Annotated in this window: 15 protein-coding genes and 1 pseudogene; 12 read left to right on the forward strand and 4 right to left on the reverse strand. The window is 29.9% G+C overall.

Annotated features, from left to right (window positions below):
• Positions 1 to 10: 10 nt before the first annotated feature.
• The 7 genes and pseudogenes from AC1B00_RS07645 to AC1B00_RS07675 all read left to right on the forward strand — a co-directional run bounded on the left by AC1B00_RS07645 (position 11) and on the right by AC1B00_RS07675 (position 6,076).
• A complete protein-coding gene (locus tag AC1B00_RS07645; RefSeq protein WP_488849114.1) occupies positions 11 to 715 on the forward strand; it encodes a transporter substrate-binding domain-containing protein in 705 nt (234 codons plus the stop codon).
• A gap of 10 nt (positions 716 to 725) precedes the next feature.
• On the forward strand, positions 726 to 1,445 hold the full coding sequence (locus AC1B00_RS07650) for a transporter substrate-binding domain-containing protein (RefSeq protein WP_488849115.1): 720 nt from the start codon (positions 726 to 728) through the stop codon (positions 1,443 to 1,445).
• A 1-nt stretch (position 1,446) separates the two neighbouring features.
• Positions 1,447 to 2,526 (forward strand): flavodoxin-dependent (E)-4-hydroxy-3-methylbut-2-enyl-diphosphate synthase, encoded by a 1,080-nt coding sequence (gene ispG, locus AC1B00_RS07655; protein ID WP_336612057.1) that lies wholly within the window; start codon positions 1,447 to 1,449, stop codon positions 2,524 to 2,526.
• A gap of 37 nt (positions 2,527 to 2,563) precedes the next feature.
• Positions 2,564 to 3,874: a DnaB-like helicase C-terminal domain-containing protein gene (locus AC1B00_RS07660; RefSeq protein ID WP_239818054.1), complete on the forward strand. Its 1,311-nt coding sequence runs from the start codon at positions 2,564 to 2,566 to the stop codon at positions 3,872 to 3,874.
• A 221-nt stretch (positions 3,875 to 4,095) separates the two neighbouring features.
• Positions 4,096 to 4,587: a PAS domain-containing protein gene (locus AC1B00_RS07665; RefSeq protein WP_239818055.1), complete on the forward strand. Its 492-nt coding sequence runs from the start codon at positions 4,096 to 4,098 to the stop codon at positions 4,585 to 4,587.
• Positions 4,588 to 5,180: 593 nt separating this feature from the next.
• Positions 5,181 to 5,756: pseudogene (locus tag AC1B00_RS07670) on the forward strand (methyl-accepting chemotaxis protein); the annotation flags it as partial.
• A gap of 8 nt (positions 5,757 to 5,764) precedes the next feature.
• Entirely contained in the window at positions 5,765 to 6,076 is a 312-nt protein-coding gene (locus AC1B00_RS07675; RefSeq protein ID WP_239818056.1) for a DMT family transporter, read from the forward strand.
• 33 nt (positions 6,077 to 6,109) lie between these two features.
• Here AC1B00_RS07675 and AC1B00_RS07680 read toward each other — a convergent pair whose 3' ends face one another.
• Positions 6,110 to 7,378 (reverse strand): O-acetylhomoserine aminocarboxypropyltransferase/cysteine synthase family protein, encoded by a 1,269-nt coding sequence (locus tag AC1B00_RS07680; protein ID WP_488849116.1) that lies wholly within the window; start codon positions 7,376 to 7,378, stop codon positions 6,110 to 6,112.
• Between the two features lie 90 nt (positions 7,379 to 7,468).
• Between AC1B00_RS07680 and AC1B00_RS07685 the strand changes: the two genes are divergently transcribed.
• The 3 genes from AC1B00_RS07685 to AC1B00_RS07695 all read left to right on the forward strand — a co-directional run bounded on the left by AC1B00_RS07685 (position 7,469) and on the right by AC1B00_RS07695 (position 11,077).
• On the forward strand, positions 7,469 to 8,386 hold the full coding sequence (locus AC1B00_RS07685) for a homoserine O-succinyltransferase (RefSeq protein WP_488849118.1): 918 nt from the start codon (positions 7,469 to 7,471) through the stop codon (positions 8,384 to 8,386).
• An 82-nt stretch (positions 8,387 to 8,468) separates the two neighbouring features.
• Positions 8,469 to 9,968: a BCCT family transporter gene (locus AC1B00_RS07690; RefSeq protein WP_488849127.1), complete on the forward strand. Its 1,500-nt coding sequence runs from the start codon at positions 8,469 to 8,471 to the stop codon at positions 9,966 to 9,968.
• Positions 9,965 to 11,077, forward strand: coding sequence for a mandelate racemase/muconate lactonizing enzyme family protein (locus AC1B00_RS07695; protein ID WP_488849119.1), 1,113 nt, complete (start codon positions 9,965 to 9,967; stop codon positions 11,075 to 11,077). Before AC1B00_RS07690 ends, AC1B00_RS07695 begins: the two co-directional genes overlap by 4 nt.
• 273 nt (positions 11,078 to 11,350) lie before the next feature.
• On the opposite strand, the gene AC1B00_RS07700 is transcribed toward AC1B00_RS07695, so the two are convergent.
• From AC1B00_RS07700 to abc-f, 3 genes are all read right to left on the reverse strand, one after another.
• The gene (locus AC1B00_RS07700; RefSeq protein WP_488849120.1) at positions 11,351 to 12,811 is read right to left on the reverse strand and encodes a hydrogenase small subunit; all 1,461 of its coding nucleotides are present in this window, start codon (positions 12,809 to 12,811) and stop codon (positions 11,351 to 11,353) included.
• Between the two features lie 196 nt (positions 12,812 to 13,007).
• A complete protein-coding gene (locus tag AC1B00_RS07705; RefSeq protein ID WP_488849121.1) occupies positions 13,008 to 13,334 on the reverse strand; it encodes a hypothetical protein in 327 nt (108 codons plus the stop codon).
• Positions 13,331 to 14,917 carry a ribosomal protection-like ABC-F family protein gene (gene abc-f / locus AC1B00_RS07710; protein ID WP_488849123.1) on the reverse strand — a complete coding sequence of 529 codons (1,587 nt, stop codon included), beginning with the start codon at positions 14,915 to 14,917 and terminating at the stop codon, positions 13,331 to 13,333. The genes AC1B00_RS07705 and abc-f overlap by 4 nt, the downstream gene beginning before the upstream one ends.
• Positions 14,918 to 14,978: 61 nt before the next feature.
• Here abc-f and AC1B00_RS07715 point away from each other — a divergent pair, with 61 nt between their 5' ends.
• Together AC1B00_RS07715 and AC1B00_RS07720 are read left to right on the forward strand one after the other, a co-directional pair.
• The gene (locus AC1B00_RS07715) at positions 14,979 to 16,004 is read left to right on the forward strand and encodes a GGDEF domain-containing protein (RefSeq protein ID WP_488849125.1); all 1,026 of its coding nucleotides are present in this window, start codon (positions 14,979 to 14,981) and stop codon (positions 16,002 to 16,004) included.
• Positions 15,997 to 17,235 (forward strand): diguanylate cyclase, encoded by a 1,239-nt coding sequence (locus AC1B00_RS07720; protein WP_488849126.1) that lies wholly within the window; start codon positions 15,997 to 15,999, stop codon positions 17,233 to 17,235. The genes AC1B00_RS07715 and AC1B00_RS07720 overlap by 8 nt, the downstream gene beginning before the upstream one ends.
• Positions 17,236 to 17,418 lie beyond the last annotated feature (183 nt).

Genomic DNA, 17,418 nt, shown 5'->3' on the forward strand with positions numbered 1-17,418 from the left:
GGGGTTTGGTATGAAAAAGATTTTTTTAGTTCTTTTTATTTCTTTATTTGCTTATGCAAATCAAGTTGTAAAGGTTGGAATTTCGGCAAATTACGCGCCATTTGATATGATGGTTGATGGTAAATTAAGTGGCTTTGATGTTGATTTAGTAGAAGAAATCGCAAAAGCTAGTAATTTAAAAATTGAATTTGTAAATATGAGCTTTGATGGACTAATTCCATCTTTAGTAGCAGGAAAAATCACTATGATTGCTTCAGGAATGAGTATTAGTGAAAGAAGAATGAAAAACTGCGATTTTTCAGAGCCTTATTTTTTCGGAAAAACTATGTATCTTAAAAGAAAGGGCGATACTTTCACTACAAAAGAAGATTTAAAAGGTGTTAAAACTGGAGTTAAGCTTGGCACAATTCAAGAAAACACAGCAAGAAATTTAGGTGCAAATGTTGTATTGCATGAAGATTCAGCTGTTGTTGTAATGAGCCTTATTAATAAGCATATTGATGCAATTGTTTTTGATTCTTTTGTGGCTAAGAAATTTATGGCAAAAAATCCTGAAATTGAGAGTTTTTACGAAGAACATGATGGAGCTTTAGGCTTTGCTTTTGCTTTTGCAAAAGATAAAAATCAAGAATTAAGAAATAAAATAAACGAAGGTTTAGAAAAAGTAAAAGCTAGTGGTAAATACGACGAGCTTATTAAAAAATATGGACTTTAAGGAGTAAAGTATGAAAAAGTTATTATTAGTTTTATTTGCACTTATTTTTAGTGCGTGTTTAAATGCAAATGATAAGGTTTATAAGATAGGGATTTCACCTGATTATCCACCATTTGATATGTTGGTAAATGATAAAATCACTGGTTTTGATGCTGAATTATTTGATAATTTAGCAAAAATTGCAGGTATTAAGTATGAGTTTAAGGCTATGAGTTTTGATGGACTTATTGCAGGACTTAAAGCAGGTAAAATTGATGCAATTATGAGTGCTATGAGTGCAAGCGAACAAAGAAAAAAGGCTTGTGATTTTAGTAATGTTTATTACAAAGCTAAAACAATTTATCTAAAGCATAAAGATAGCGATATTGCTACAAAAGATGATATAAAAGGTAAAAAAGTAGGGGTTCAATTAGGCACAGTGCAAGAAGTAGCAGTAAAAAATGCAGGTGCTTTAGTTCAACCTAATGAAAATCCTGTTGTATTAGTAATGGCTTTAAATGATAAAAAATTACAAGCTTTAGCATTTGATGCACTTGTTGCAAGAGAATATTTAGCAAAATATCCTGATTTAGCAGAGTTTTATAGCGAAGATGATGGCACTGAAGGATTTTCTATTGCATTTAGCAAAAACGAAAATGTAGAGCTTAGAGAAAAATTAAATAAAGCTTTAGAAGAGTTTATGAAAACTAGTGAATATGAAGCTTTACTTAAAAAATACAATATAAACTAAGATGAAAAGCGATTTTTTTAAGCCTAGATTTAAAACTAGGCAAATTAATGTAGGCGGGGTTAAAATCGGTGGCGATGCACCTATTAGCGTGCAATCAATGCTATTTACTAAAACTCAAGATATTAAAGGCTGTTTAGAACAATTAATTGAGCTAAAATTAGCTGGTGCTGATATTGTAAGGGTTGCTTGTTTAGATATAAAAGACGCTAGGGCTTTAGCAGAACTTAAAAAGCAAAGCCCTTTGCCATTAATTGTAGATATTCATTTTAATCATAAATTAGCCTTATATTGTGCTGAATTTATAGATGGAATTAGAATAAATCCAGGAAATATCGGTGGCAAAGAAAATATAAGAGAAGTTGTAAATGCTTGTAAGCAAAGAAATATTCCTATTAGAATTGGAGTAAATCACGGCAGTATTGAAAAGCAGTTTGAAGAAAAATACGGAAGAAGCGTAAAAGCCTTGCTTGAGAGTGCTGTTTATAATATAAAACTCTTAGAAGATTTTGATTTTAGAGATATTAAAATAAGTATCAAAACCTCAGACGCACAAAGCACAATAGAAAGCTATACAAGATTAAGAGAGCTTTGCGATTATCCGTTTCATTTAGGAGTAACCGAAGCAGGAACTAAATTTCATAGCACGATAAAAAGCTCAATTGCAATAGGGCAATTATTATTAAATGGCATAGGAGATACTATTCGTGTTTCTATGACAGGAGAGCTTAGTGAAGAAATAAGAGTAGCAAGAGCGATTTTGCAAGATAGTGGAATACAAAAAAGCGGTATAAATATAATCTCATGCCCTACTTGTGGAAGAATTCAAAGCGATTTATTAAGCGCTATTAAGATTGTAGAAGAAAAAACAAAGCATATAAAAGCACCTTTAAATATAAGCGTAATGGGCTGTGTTGTAAATGCTTTAGGTGAAGCTAAAGGAGCTGATGTAGCAATTGCATTTGGCAAAAACGAAGGCTTAGTGATAAGACACGGCGAAGTAGTAGCAAAGTGTAAATACGATACTTTAGTGGATAGATTTTTAGATGAAGTGCTAGATGAAGCAAAACTGCACGAAAACTAAATTCCTATTTCAAATTCTTTGGTATAAAGGATGAAAATTGAGTAAATATTTTGATATAGAGCTTGAACAAAGCTTATTATTAGCTTGCATAGAAATTAATGAAAATATTGATATAGCAGCAAGTATCATTAAACCTAGTGATTTTTCTAATAGATTAAATGGCGATATTTTTGAATTCATTGTAAATAAAAGAAGATTAAGAGAAAGTGTTGATTTAAAGCAGTTAAAAATAGTTTTTCCTAATGCTAAGGATATGTTTTGGGCTGAATTAGAACAGCAAAACTGGTCTATTGATGTTGAATCTTATTCAAAAATGTTAAGGGATTTAAGTGTAAAAGACCAGCTTAATTCTTTAATGCAAACTACAATGAATGAATTAGTAAGCGTTCAAGATAGTATTGATTATACACATAATTTAAATGCTAAAATTTATTCTCTTATTTCAGGGGTTAAAAACAATTCTTTAAAAAGCTCAAGAATGGCAGTAAGCGAGTTTTACGAAGAATTAAACAGAGTTAGCAAGATTTTAGATAAGAATGTAATAGGAGTTGATACAGGCTTTTCTTTATTAAATCATTATACGAAAGGTTTTAAAGCAGGGGAGCTAATAATCTTAGCAGCTCGTCCTGGTATGGGTAAAACTACATTTGCCTTAAATATTTTATTACACGCACTTAAAAAAGATGTAGGAGTTGTGTTTTATAGTCTTGAAACAGAAGCTCATAAAATTATGGCAAAGCTTATAGCTCAAGATACAGGAATTTCTTTAGGTTCTATTACCAAAGGTGAGCTTACTCAAGATGAATTAGAAAATGTTCAAATGAGTGCAAATATGCTAAGTGAAAGCACTTTATATATCTACGATCAAGGCGATTTAAACATAGAGTTTTTACGCTCATCTTTAAGAAGATTAAAAGAAGAGCATAGCAATATAGGTCTTTGTGTATTAGATTATATTCAATTAATGAATTCGCTTAATACTAGAGTGGATAGACATATTCAAGTAAGTGAAATTAGTAGGGGTTTAAAATTACTTGCGCTTGAGCTTAAAATTCCTATTTTAGCGCTATCACAGGTAAATCGTTCGGTAGATTCAAGAACAAATAAAAAGCTTATATTATCAGACATTAGAGAAAGTGGTAGTATAGAGCAAGATGCTGACTTGATATTATTTATAAACCAAGTTGTAGATAATCCAATCCCAACAGCAGAACGCCACGCTATACTTGATATTGCAAAAAATAGAAGTGGTGAATTAAAAGAAATCCATCTTGACTTTAAAACTAGCAAAGCAAAATTCGCTCAAATTGAGTTTAATAATCAGCCTAGTGAAACAGAAGAGTTTTAAAATATTCATTTAAAAGTCATTTTTAAATATAAAAATTAAAAGCAAATTCCTAATTCAAATTCTTTAAAAATATACTTTAATTTAAGTTTAGTTATTAAATTAAACTTAAATTAAAATCTTAATTAATAAAATAAATTTTTTATAAGATAATTAGATTTATTTAATAATTTTTTGCCTATAAGTAATAATATTTCGTATTAATTTCCTAAAAAGAGGGGCAAATGGAAAAAGAGTTAAATGAACATGATTTTATAGTCAGCAAAACTGATACAAGGGGTAATATTACTTATGCAAATGAGTCTTTCATTAAGATAATTTACGCTAAAGAAAGCGATATTTTAAACAAACCACACAATATTGTAAGACATCCAGATATGCCAAAAGCTGTTTTTAAATATTTATGGCAACAGCTAAAGGCTAGAAAAGAAGTTTATGCTTTTGTAAAAAATAAAACTTTTGATAATGGATATTATTGGGTTTTTGCGAATATTAGTGTTTCTTATGATTTAAATGGAAATATTATAGGTTATTACTCAGTAAGAAGAAAAATAGGCAAAAGAGCTAAAGAACTAATTATTTCTTTATATAAAAAAATGATAGAAGTAGAAAAAAGCAAAGGCGTAGATGAATCGTGGAAAATCATTGAAGAGATTTTGCATAAAGAAAACAAAACATATAATGAATTTATAATAAGCATACAGGATTTAAAATGAGTATTTTTAATAAAAACAATGAAAAAACACTAGAAGAAATAATAAAGGTTTTAGAACTTACTTCTAATGGTTATTTAGAATCAAGAGTTGTAAATGTAGAAGGTAAAAATTATCAAAAACTTGCTAATCTTTTAAATAATTTATTAGATCAAGTTGAAGTTTGGCAAAGAGAAGTGGCTGCTTCAATAGAAAATGCTTTTTTAGGTAATACTTATAGGAATATAAATAGCGTAGGTTTAAAGGGTAGATTTAAAAATACAGCTGATAATTTAGTAGATGCAATTATAGGCATTTCAAAAAGTATTGAAGCACAAAAGCTAAATGAGTTAAGTATTAAGATTCAACAAAATAGCGAAGATTTAGAAATTATAAATATCCTAACAAAAGGCCTAAATAAAAATCAAGATAATTTAAACAATATTTTAAATTCATCAAAAAATATAGCAGAAAGCTCACATCTTACTCAAGCTATGGTAAAAGAACTTACTAAAAGCTCAAATGAATTGCAAAATTATATAAATTTATTTACTGATTTAATTCATACACTAAGCGATAAAACAAATGAAATTTCAAAAATCATTGAAATGGTAAAGGATATAACCGATCAAACTCAATTATTATCATTAAATGCTGCTATTGAAGCTGCTAGAGCAGGAGAGCATGGGCGTGGATTTGCCGTAGTTGCTGAAGAAGTAAGAAAATTAGCAAACAATACAGAAGAAGCAACAAATACAATAAATTTAAACATTAGCTCATTGAAAGATAGTGTGAAAAAATGCCTTGAATATTCAAATCAAGTTTATGAAATAAGCAATAAAAATCAAGAAAAAACCAATCAGTTCTTTAGCACTCTTAGTTCATACGAGCAATTATCAGAAAATAATTTCATTGATGCAAAAAATAGTGGAAGTTTGCAAAATAACTTATTTATACAAATCCATTTATTACTTTACAAAGATGATGCAATTAGGTGTTTGCTAAATAAAAATTTAAAGCAAAATAAAAGCCTTGAAGAAAGTATTTTAAAGGCAATAAATCAAGAGCAAGTTAAACAATTTAAAGATATTTTGGCTTTATATGAAAATATTTATAATGAAAATGATTTAAACGAACAAATAAAATTAGTTCAAAAATTTGATAAGCTAATTTATAATATGTGTAAAAACTAAGGAGTTTAATGGCTTGGATATATTTAATTTTAGCAGGTGTTTTTGAAATAGGTTGGCCTTTAGGCTTTAAATTAGCAAATGAAGGCTCAAAACTATGGATTATATTTGCTATTTTTTCTATGGCTCTTAGTGGTTTTTTGCTTTATTTATCGCAAAAAAGCATACCGATAGGAACAGCTTATATTGTTTGGACAGGCATAGGTGGAATAGGAACTATTCTTGTTGGTATATTTTTCTTTCAAGATAGTGTGAGTTTTTTAAGATTATTCTTTCTTGCTTTAATTTTAGTAGGTTTAGTCGGAATTAAGCTTGTTAGTTAAAGAATTTGAAATAGGAATTTCAAATTCTTTATTTTAATTAAAAACTTGCTTTAAAGCTTGTTTTATATCATTTATCAAATCATCAATATTTTCAATACCAACTGAGAGTCTAATAAGCCCTTCGCTAATTCCTGCTTTTACTAATTCATCTTTGCTTAGTTGTCTATGAGTATGACTTGCAGGATGAAGCACGCAACTTCTAGCGTCTGCTACATGTGTAGCAATTGTGATTAATTTTAGGCTATCAATGAATTTTATTGTTTGTTCTTTATTAGCATCAAGCTCAAAGCTAATAACCCCACAAACTCCATTAGGCATATAAGTAAGTGCAAGTTCATAATAAGGACTAGTTTTTAGCATAGGACAATTAACACTTTTAACATGCTTATTAGCTTGTAAAAATTCTGCGATTTTTTTAGCATTTTCGCAGTGTTTTGCTACTCTTAAAGCTAGGCTTTCAATATGAGTTGATAGTATGAATGCACTTTGCGGACTAAGACATGCTCCTATATCTCTCATTAATTGAACAACAAGTTTAGTAATATAAGCAAATTTGCCAAATTTCTTAGTATAAATTAAACCATGATATGAGCTATCTGGCGTGTTAAAATCAGCAAATTTTTCATTCTCCCAATTAAAATTCCCACTATCAAGAATAGCACCCGCAATTACGCTTGAATGCCCATCAAGATATTTTGTAGCCGAATGCACCACAATATCAGCTCCGTGTTTAATAGGTTGGCAGTTAATTGGCGTTGCAAAGGTATTATCAATTATTAAAGGTATATTGTTTTTATGAGCAATATTTGCAAATTTTTTAATATCTAGCACTACTAATGATGGATTTGAAACGCTTTCTGCAAAAATTAATTTCGTATTATCTTTAATAGCTGCTTGTATTTCGCTATCGCTACTATTTGCACTTATAAAAGTCGCATCTATTCCAAATTTTTTAAGCGTAAAACCTATTAAATTAATAGTGCCACCATATATTTCATTTACGCAAACTAAATGATCACCCGCTTTACAAATATTTGTAATCGCTAAAAATATCGCAGCTTGTCCGCTAGAAGTTAGCACTCCTGCAATAGCACCTTCAAGACTGGCTATTTTGTTTGCTACATAATCATTTGTTGGATTTGCTACTCTTGAGTAAAAATACCCGCTTTCTTCTAAATCAAATAATTTTCCCATAAACTCACAAGAGTCGTATTTAAAAGTAGTGCTTTGAATTATTGGCACTTGTCTGCTTTCGCCGTTTTTTGGCTTGTAACCAGCATGAATACATAAAGTCTCTTTCATAACCGTCTCCTTAAAAAAATCATAGTTTAGCCTTATTTTAAGGCATAAGCAAGTAAAAAATGGCAAAATTAGGCTCAAAAAGGAGAAAATATGCCTGTTAATATCAAAACCAATCTTCCTGCAAAGCAAGCTTTAGAAAATGAAAATATATTCGTAATGGATGAAGCAAGGGCAAATTCGCAAGATATTCGCCCACTTGAATTAATCATTTTAAATCTTATGCCTATTAAAGAAGAAACAGAATTAGAGCTACTTAGAATGCTATCAAATACGCCTTTACAAGTAAAAATAACTCTTTTAAGAATAGCTTCGCATGAGAGCAAAAACACTTGCGAAAATCATTTAAATGAGCATTATTTGGTATTTGATGAAATAAAGCATAAAAAATTCGATGGAATGATAATAACAGGAGCTCCACTTGAACACCTTGAATTTAATGAAGTTACTTATATTAATGAATTAAGAGAGATTTTAAAATGGAGTAAAAGCAATGTATTTAGCACTCTTCATATTTGCTATGGTGCAATGATAGGGCTAAATTATCATTATGAAATCTCTAAAATTGCCTTAGAAAAAAAGCTTAGTGGAGTTTATAAACATTTAGTAATTGATAATAAAGACGAACTTTTAAGGGGAATGGATGATGAGTTTTTAGCACCACATTCAAGACATTCAGGCATAGATGAACTTGCTTTAAAAAACAATAAGTTTTTAAAAGTTTTAGCAAGTAGCGATATGGCAGGTTCATATCTTATAAGGAGTTTAGACAAAAGGCAGGTCTTTGTTCTAGGTCATCCTGAGTATTCAAGAAAAACGCTTGATAATGAATACAAAAGAGATTTAAAAAACGGCTTAAATGTAGATATTCCTTATAATTATTACGAAAATGATGACCCAAATAATGAGCCAAAGCTTACTTGGAGAGCTCATGCAAATTGCGTGTATATTAATTGGCTAAATTATTATGTATATCAAAGCACTCCATTTGAAATTGATAAAATTAATTAATTTAAGCTAGAAATTAAGTTTAAAGGTAATAATAAGCTTTTATTTTAATTTAAGGAGTTGTTATGAAAAATAACGAACTACAATCACCTTTAGGGGGGGGGGCAGGAGTGATTTTTTCTTAATTACAATCTCTATTGTTGCAGTAGGTTTTGTAATTTTAGCCTTGCTACTTAACCCAGAAGGTTCACTTAAAGTTGCAAACAGCTTGTTTGCCAAACTAACTTCAACCTTTGGTTCAGCTACTCAGCTTTTTGAGTTTATTTGTGTTTTGATTATTGCTTATGTTGCATTTTCAAAATATGGCTTAATTAAGCTTGGAACTAAAGAAAACCCATATTCAAATACAGCTTGGATTTTTATGTTTATTTGTGCAGGGCTTGGCTCGGCTACTATGTATTGGGCTTTTATGGAATGGGCTTATTATTACACAGGACCTGGTCTTAACATAGCAGCAAATTCAGCAGAAGCTTTAAGATATTCAACTTCTTTTGTGTATTTTCACTGGGGTATTACTCCTTGGGCTGTTTATGCACTAACTTCTATTGCTATGTGTTGGCATTTTTATGTGAAAAAACATCCTGATTTAAAATTATCAGCACTTTTAGCAAATATTTTAGGTATAAAAAGAAATGCTATCTTAGATAAGATTATTGATGTTATATTTTTGTTTTCTACTTTCGGTGGTTTAGTGCTTACAACTACCGTTTCGGTTGTTACTATTAGTAGTGGTTTGGCTGGAATTTTTGGTATAGAAAATGGCTTTTTTATAAAGTTTGTGATTTTAGCAGTAGTTACTGCAATGTTTTCAATCTCAAGCTTTGTTGGGCTTAGCTCAGGTATGCAAAAATTAGCAAAATTATCTTGTATTTTATGCTTTGTATTTGCCGTGCTTGTATTATTACTTGGAAATAGTGTTTTTATAATTGATAATATGATTAATAGCATAGGATTATTTTTAAGTAATTATGTTCATATGAGTTTATTTAATGATGCAACAGGCACAAGTAGTTTTAATCAAGATTGGACTGTATTTTACTGGTTATATTGGATTACTTACACTCCTGCTGTTAGTATATTTGTAACTAAAATCTCAGAAGGAAGAACAATAAGACAAGTTATATTTGGCTTGGTGCTTGGTGGTTGCGTAGGAACTTGGTTTTTCTTTGGATGTCTTACAGGTTTTGCTATTGATACTTTTATTCAAGGGCTTGTTGATGTGCCGAAGTTTTTGAGCACAGGTGCAGGAGAAGCTGGTGTTTTAGCAGTTATTCAACAGCTTCCTTTAGGAAATGCTTTTGCTTTATTTTATTTTGTGTTAATGCTAGTTTTCTTAGCATCTCATATGGACGCAACTGCATTTACAATCTCAGCAGTAAGCACAAAAATTGATAGTGAAAATCCATCAAGATATTTAAAAGTTTTTTGGTGCATAATGCTTGGAGCTATACCACTTGCAATGCTTTATATAAACGCTGATTTAAATACGCTTAAAATGGCAGTTGTGCTAACTGCAGCACCTTTTTTAATAATCTTAGGAATTGCAGCTTACGGGCTTATAAAATGGATAAAGGAGTATAAATGAAAATTACAAAAGTTGAGCCTATTTGGCTAAGAGCAAAGGCTTTTAATGAGCCTTGCGAATGGGGAGAAGATGCGTTTATTTTAAAAATCCATACCGATACGGGGCTTTTTGGAGTAGGTGAGAGTGATAGTGCTCCTGCTGTGCTAAAGGCTATGTTTATTCAGCCTAGCACTCATGGAAGTTGCATGGGGCTTAGTGAAGTATTAATCGGACAAGACCCTAGAAATATAAGCAAAATTATGGATGATTTATTTGAAGCGAGTGCTTATTATGGTAGGCGTGGAGCTGCGATACATGCTTTAAGTGCTATTGATATTGCTTTACATGATTTAGTAGGTAAGATTTATGGAGTAAGCGTTGCAACTCTTTTAGGAGGTGCAAGAAGAGAATATTTAAATGCTTATGCAACTTTTATTCCTGATAGAAATATCCAAAATACTGCTAAAAGAGCATTAGAGCTTAAAAATGAAGGTTTTAAATTACTTAAGTTTGGTGGAGATGGTTTTGGTGCTAAAGGGCAGTTTGATATAGATACAACAAGAGCTATTAGAGAAGTGGTTGGAGATGATATTAAGCTTAGTATTGATTTGGTTGGGCTTTGGAAAAATTATGGCTATGCAAAAGAAAGATTTAATGATTTTGCTGAGTTTAATCTTGAGTGGATTGAAGAGCCTGTGCCAAGTGAGAGTATGGATTGCTATGCAAGACTTAGCCAGAGTTTGCCTTGCAAAATTACAGGTGGAGAAGCACTTGCTACTAAGTGGGAATTTGCAGAGTTTTGTAAAAAATCTCGTGTAGCTATCGTTCAACCTGATTTAACTAGATGTGGTGGGTTTTTGGTAATGAAAGAAGTTGAACAAATCGCACTTGATAATGGTTGTGAATTAGTCCCGCATGGCTTTAGCACGCAGATTTTACTTCATGCCACAGCTCAGTTTTTAGCGTCTTCTAAGACTTGTAATTTGATAGAGTATTCAAAAAGCACAAGCGAATTATTTAACATTTGCAATGCTTTGTCTTGTGAAGATGGGGTTGTAAAGCTTGATGATTGTGTAGGCTTAGGAATTACATTAAATGAAGAAATTATCAAAAAATATGAAGTAAAATAAAATCAATTTCCTAATTCAAATTCTAAAAAGAATTTGAATTAGGTTTTTATACTTGTCTTGGATTAAAAAGTTTAATGCTACTTTTTATAAATGTTAAAATCAGAAAAAACTATCTTTTTATATTGTTCTTGTTTTAAGTTTTAGTTTAATAATAGTTTTGTTGCTTATAAAAGAAGAATTTGAATTCGGAATTAGCAAGATAATTTCAGTGTTTTTGCAAATCTTAAAAACCAAATTCCTAATTCAAATTCTAAAAAGAATTTGAATTAGGTTTTAAAAACCTTTTAGATGATAGTTTAATCTATCTATTAAAATCTCGTGTTTAAATAAATCACCTTCAAATTTTACGCTTTTGCATTCTAGCATTTTTAGTGATTTTGCTATCATTGATGCTATGCTATCTACTACACCAAATAAAATCGCTATTTCATCAAGCCCACCAAGGCGATAAATAAGCACTAATCTAAATGATTTTGTAACATCTATTAAAATAGGCTTTTTAGCTAATTTAAAATCAAGCCCACTAGCAATTCCTATTTCGTATTTATTCGCCATATCAAGTAATTCATTTAAGCTTAAATCAAGTCCTAAAATATTAGAACAGGCTTTTAAAATACCACTAAATGTATTGTCAATTTTACTTTCTGCTTCAAGGCTTAGATTAAATTTGTCTTTATAATTATTTAAAAGTTTTGCACCTAGTTTGTTTTTATTTAATAATTCAGCGTGATTTTGGCTTTCGTATTCTAAATACGCTAATAATTCATTATTTACATAAATTCCATCATCTTTTACGATAACTTCATCGCTTTTATTAAATCTTTCTAAGCTCTCATAATTTCTTGCTCTTTTTGTCTGTGCATAAGAGCTTGCTAGAGCTTGTTCGTAAATACCATATCCATCCCAAAAATCTCTTTCACTACATGCAATACAGCCATGACCAGCTTGCACGGGCCAAGAAGTTTTTGCATTAAACTTTGTTTTAGGGCAATTATTAAATGTATATGGTCCTTTGCAACCAACTTTAAATAAACATGCACCATTTTTAGCAGCTTCATCGCCGAAAGTTTCTACGAAATCTCCACTCTCAAATGCGATTTTTCTTTCGCACATATCGTGTAAGCATTTTGAATAAGCAAATGCAGGGCGATTGTTTTCATCTAAAAGCGGTGCTTTATCAAAGAATGCGTAATGTAAAATACTTGCAATTATATTGCTCTCGCTTGGAGGACAGCCTGGGATTAATACAGCGTCTTTTAAAATATCTTCTATGCTAATAGATTTAGTTGGGTTCGGCTTTGCAGCTTGAATACCGCCATAAGATGAACAAGAACCTATCGCATATACGCAACTTGCACGACTTGCCAATTCTTTTAATTTATGCATTGCACTATGTGCAGGTGCTCCGCCTGTATAATAACTTGCTTCACTTATAGCACCTTCAACAACTAATAAAAAAGGCTCATTTATATTTAGTAAATCTTCAGCTAAAAATCCACTAGCAGCCATATAAGTTTCATGATAAATAAGGTCAATAAAATCAAATATCAAATCATCAAGACCAATATTTTCACTTCTAATAAAACTCTCGCTACAGCCTGTACATTCGCTAAAATGTAACCAAATAAGCTTTAATTTCTTAGCATTTATTTTTGCATAGATTTCGTTTTCATCAGCTTTAACGCCTAGAGTTTTTAATGTGCTTTGAATTTGAGCTAAAACATTTGCATTCATAAAAATCCTTTAAATAAACTTAAAATATAAAGTTAAATTGATAATAGCAGAATAATTTTTAAATTTAGTAACTTTTTTACTCAAAATAAAATAAAAATATATTTATTTTAGATATTAATAAGATTAAAATTATTAGAAAATTGTAAGGAATTTGAAATAGGAAATTGCTTTTAATTCCTATTTCAAATTCTAAAGATTAATCGCCTTGATAATAGTTCTTTTCTAGTTCTATATCTTCATCTTGGGTATTGTTTTTTGCCCATTCGCACATTGCATCTCTTAGCATTAGATATTTTTTCTTAGATAATTTTTCAACTTCGCTTAATGCTCTATTTTCTAGTAATTTGATTTGAAAAAATGTATCGTCTTTCTTAGAATATTTTAAGAAAAAATCCACGAAATCAAAATAATCTTTTTCGCTTTTATAATCTATTATTTCTTCAACATAAATAGTAGGTCCAAATCCCATATGGTTTTGGCTAAAATTACCAAAACCTGCCGAATATTCTACTTTAAAAGTCATTTTTCACCTTCATATTTTAATAAAAATTCTTCGTAAGTTCCAGCAAAATCTATAAGCTCACCATCTTTTAAATGCCAAATTCTATTAGCAAACGAGTTTATTAATTCTCTATCGTGGCTTATACAAATCGCAACTCCATCATAATCATATAAAGCTTCTCCAAGTGAAATAATAGCTTCAAGATCAAGGTGGTTGTTTGGCTCATCTAATAAAATGAAATTGCCACGCTCTAACATCATTTTACTAAGCATAAGTCTATGCTTTTCTCCACCACTTAAATCTTTTGCATGTTTTTCTTGATCAGCCCCACTAAATAGCATTCTTCCAAGACATTTTCTAATTTCATCAATATCTTTATGTTTTTGAGAAATTAAGAAATCATATAATTTTACATCTTCAACAATTATGCTTGAAGTATCTTGTGGAAAATAACTAGGCTCAATAGTTGCACCTAATTTTACTTCGCCGCTATCAGGCTTTAATTCGCCCATTATTATTTTTGCTAATGTGCTTTTACCAGCGCCACTTGCTCCTATTATCGCAATTTTATCGCCTTTATTTACCTTTAGATTTAAATCTTTAAATAATTGCTTATCATAAGCTTTGCTAATGCCACTTAATTCTAAAACTTCATTACCAATTTCTCTATTACATCTAAATAAAATTGATGGGTCACGTCTGCTTGATATTTCAATTTCGCTAACATCTAATTTTGCTAGGTTTTTTGCACGACTTGTTGCTTGTCTTGCTTTAGAAGCATTTGCGCTAAAGCGAGCGATGAATTTTTCTAAAGCTTCTTTTTCTTTTAAGTTTTTAGCAAGTGCTGCTTCTTTTTGTCTTTTAATAAGCGTGCTTTGCATATACCAATCATCGTAATTTCCTGCAAATTCACGGATTTGTTTAAAATCTACATCAAGCATTCTAGTGCAAATACTATTTAAGAAAAATCTATCGTGAGAAATCACAACCATTGTTCCATCGTGGCGTTTTAGTTCATTTTCTAGCCAATTAATAGCATCTAAGTCAAGGTTGTTCGTAGGCTCATCTAAAAATAATACATCAGGTTTTGCAAAAAGCACTTGAGCAATTAATACCTTAAATTTATCGCTTGTTTGAACATTTTTCATAAGTTCATCGTAATTATGAAGATTTAGTGAGCTTAAAATCTTTTCACATCTAGTATCGCACTCATAATTTGGGTCTTCTTCAGCGCAAATCATTTCTAATTCACTTAAGCGATTGTTGATTTCGTCTGTATAATCTGTGCATGTTGCATAGATTTGCTCTTTTTCTTTTACAGCTTTATAAAGCCTTTTATTACCATATAAAACTGCATCTCTTAAGCTAAAATCTTCATAAGCAAATTGATTTTGTTCTAGCACACCGTATCTTACACCATTTTCAAAACTAACTTCTCCACTTGTAGCCTCAAGCTGGCCTGCAATGATTTTTAAAAAAGTAGATTTTCCAGCACCATTTGCTCCAATAAGTCCGTATTTTTCTCCACGCTTTAAACTAAGATTTACATTTTCAAACAATAATCCCGTAGGGTATCTCATAGTAAGAGATTTGATTTCTACCATTTTTTATCCTTTTTTTATATAATCAATCTTTATTAAAATTTATAAAAGGCTCTACAATACAATGAATTCATTTTTTAGTGAAATAATTATTTCTTTACCTAGTGCTACATTTATTTTAGAAATATTAGCACTTATTATTGCACTTTACTTTAAAAAATACAACATAATAGCAATTTGCATACTATTATTAAGCTCAAAAATGATTTATTTATTTTCAACTCATTATCAAGCCCATATATATGTTAGTTTGTTTATGCCTTTTGTTTTTGCGATTTTAATAAGTCTAAAAAAGGAGTATGATACTATAAAATGCTTACTTCCTGCTAGCTTAGTTTTTATCTTATACATATTATTAGGAGTTTTTTTATCTCAAAATACTAATTTTATAGTTAATGTTACAGCTAAATTTATGCCTTTTAGCTTTGCGATTTCGGATTTAAGCTTAGCTTTTTTTATTGTATTTTTTATATATTTATTAGCTTTAAGATATTTTATATTTTTTGAAAAAAGTATATTTTTGGCTTATTTTTTCGCATATTTTGAATTTTTAATATTTAGTTTTTTAGAAAAAACAGATGTAGGATTTTTTGAGTTTAGTTCTTTGATATTTTTAATAGCAATAGGTATAGAAGGTTATAAATTAGCATTTTTTGATGCTTTAACTCAGGTTTATAATAGAAGAGCTTATGATAGAACTAGGCTTAAAAACGGCGATGTGATTGCGGTTTGTGATATAGATTTTTTTAAAAAAGTAAATGATACTTATGGGCATGATGCAGGAGATGTGATTTTAAAAGGTATTGCAAAGATTTTAAAACAAAATGTAAGCAAAGTATATAGGTTTGGTGGAGAAGAATTTGTAATCGTATTTAAAAATCAAGATTTTAAAATTTGTGTAACAAAATTAGATAATATAAGACAAATAGTAGAAAAAGAAATTTTTAAATTTAGCGATAAAGAAATAAAAGTAACAATTAGCATCGGTGTAAATATGGTTGAAACTGATAAAAAAGAAGCCTTTAAAAACGCTGATGAGAAACTATATAAAGCTAAAAACAATGGAAGAAACAGAGTAATATATGAGTAAAAAAGAAAAACAAATACAAGAATATATAGATAAATGGGGTCCTGAATTAGAAATAGGTGTTGATATGGTTGATGAAGAACATAAATTGTTCTTTGAAATGATTGAGCAAGTTTTTGAAGCGGCAAATGAAGGATATAAAGAATTTAATGCAGTTTTTCAACTTGTATTAAATCATCTTGCTTGGCATTTTAAAAACGAAGAAGAATTTATGAAAAGCGTTGCAATTCATACAAAATATATAGACTATCACAATGCAATCCATTCTCAATGTATTTCACAGCTTGTAAAAATGAGAGATGCAGTAGTAAAACAAAATAGTTCCGATGATATGGTATATCAAAAAGAACTTGCATTAAACCTTGCTTTTTTTGTGAAAAACTGGTTGGTTTTTCATATTTTAGGAGAAGATTATAAGATTGCTAAACAAATTGAATATATAGAAGCGGGTCATAGCCCACAAAGAGCTTATGATATGATAAATGAACAAATGGATAAAAAGATAGAGATTTTAACCATAACTTTATCAAATCTATTAAAAATATATGAGATAAGAAACGAAAAATTATTAGAAATAGAAGCGGATATTAAAACAAGCTTAAAGAAAAAAGAAGAACAATTACAAGAACAAATCCAAGAAAATAAGAAAAAATCAATCACAGATGAGCTAACAGGTCTTCATAATCGTCGCCAAGCTATGTTTGTTTTAAATAATATTTGGAGCGAGTTTCAAGACCCAACCTGTGCAATAATTCAGCTAGATTTGGATAAATTTAAAGAAGTAAATGATACTTATGGACACCATGCTGGTGATTTGGTTTTAAAACAATTTTCTAATGCTGTTAAATATTTCTTTGAAACAAATGAATTATGCAATAAATATAGATATAGTGATAGAGAAACGATACATTTTTGCCGTTTAGGTGGAGATGAGTTTTTAGTAATTTTACAAAAATATTCACTAGATGAAGCAGTAGCTATTGCAAATGCTTTACATGCAACTGTTAATAACATAGAAGTGTTTGATGAGCATAAAAAGATAATATGGAAAGGAAGCACAAGTATAGGTGTAGCTTGTAGAAATGCTGATAATAGAGATTTTGAATCTGTATTAAAAGCTGCTGATGCTTATTTATATAAAGCTAAAGAAGATGGAAGAAACTGCGTTCGCTCTATGTTACACGAGATAGGGGGGGGTATTTCTAGCAGAGTATATGTAGGATATCAGTCCTAATTTTAAGGGATTTGAAATTCCTATTTCAAATTCTTTAAAATTTTTTCTCTCTTTAAGAATAATTTAAGCTTAAAGAGATAGAATACGAGCTTTATTTCACAAATCAAAAACTTAAACAGAGCATTTAAGCAAATGTTCTTTCTAGGTTTTATTTAATTTAATTCTATGTTTATATATAGTTTT

It is taken from the genome of Campylobacter sp. DY7 (assembly GCF_057802535.1).

What these genes read in the sequence shown, in the direction of transcription:
- AC1B00_RS07645 (WP_488849114.1), top strand. Translation starts at nt 11, where the DNA reads ATGAAAAAGATTTTTTTAGTTCTTTTTATTTCTTTATTTGCTTATGCA.
- AC1B00_RS07650 (WP_488849115.1), top strand. Translation starts at nt 726, where the DNA reads ATGAAAAAGTTATTATTAGTTTTATTTGCACTTATTTTTAGTGCGTGT.
- ispG (WP_336612057.1), top strand. Translation starts at nt 1,447, where the DNA reads ATGAAAAGCGATTTTTTTAAGCCTAGATTTAAAACTAGGCAAATTAAT.
- AC1B00_RS07665 (WP_239818055.1), top strand. Translation starts at nt 4,096, where the DNA reads ATGGAAAAAGAGTTAAATGAACATGATTTTATAGTCAGCAAAACTGAT.
- AC1B00_RS07675 (WP_239818056.1), top strand. Translation starts at nt 5,765, where the DNA reads ATGGCTTGGATATATTTAATTTTAGCAGGTGTTTTTGAAATAGGTTGG.
- AC1B00_RS07680 (WP_488849116.1), bottom strand. Translation starts at nt 7,378, where the DNA reads ATGAAAGAGACTTTATGTATTCATGCTGGTTACAAGCCAAAAAACGGC.
- AC1B00_RS07685 (WP_488849118.1), top strand. Translation starts at nt 7,469, where the DNA reads ATGCCTGTTAATATCAAAACCAATCTTCCTGCAAAGCAAGCTTTAGAA.
- AC1B00_RS07695 (WP_488849119.1), top strand. Translation starts at nt 9,965, where the DNA reads ATGAAAATTACAAAAGTTGAGCCTATTTGGCTAAGAGCAAAGGCTTTT.
- AC1B00_RS07700 (WP_488849120.1), bottom strand. Translation starts at nt 12,811, where the DNA reads ATGAATGCAAATGTTTTAGCTCAAATTCAAAGCACATTAAAAACTCTA.
- AC1B00_RS07705 (WP_488849121.1), bottom strand. Translation starts at nt 13,334, where the DNA reads ATGACTTTTAAAGTAGAATATTCGGCAGGTTTTGGTAATTTTAGCCAA.
- abc-f (WP_488849123.1), bottom strand. Translation starts at nt 14,917, where the DNA reads ATGGTAGAAATCAAATCTCTTACTATGAGATACCCTACGGGATTATTG.
- AC1B00_RS07715 (WP_488849125.1), top strand. Translation starts at nt 14,979, where the DNA reads ATGAATTCATTTTTTAGTGAAATAATTATTTCTTTACCTAGTGCTACA.
- AC1B00_RS07720 (WP_488849126.1), top strand. Translation starts at nt 15,997, where the DNA reads ATGAGTAAAAAAGAAAAACAAATACAAGAATATATAGATAAATGGGGT.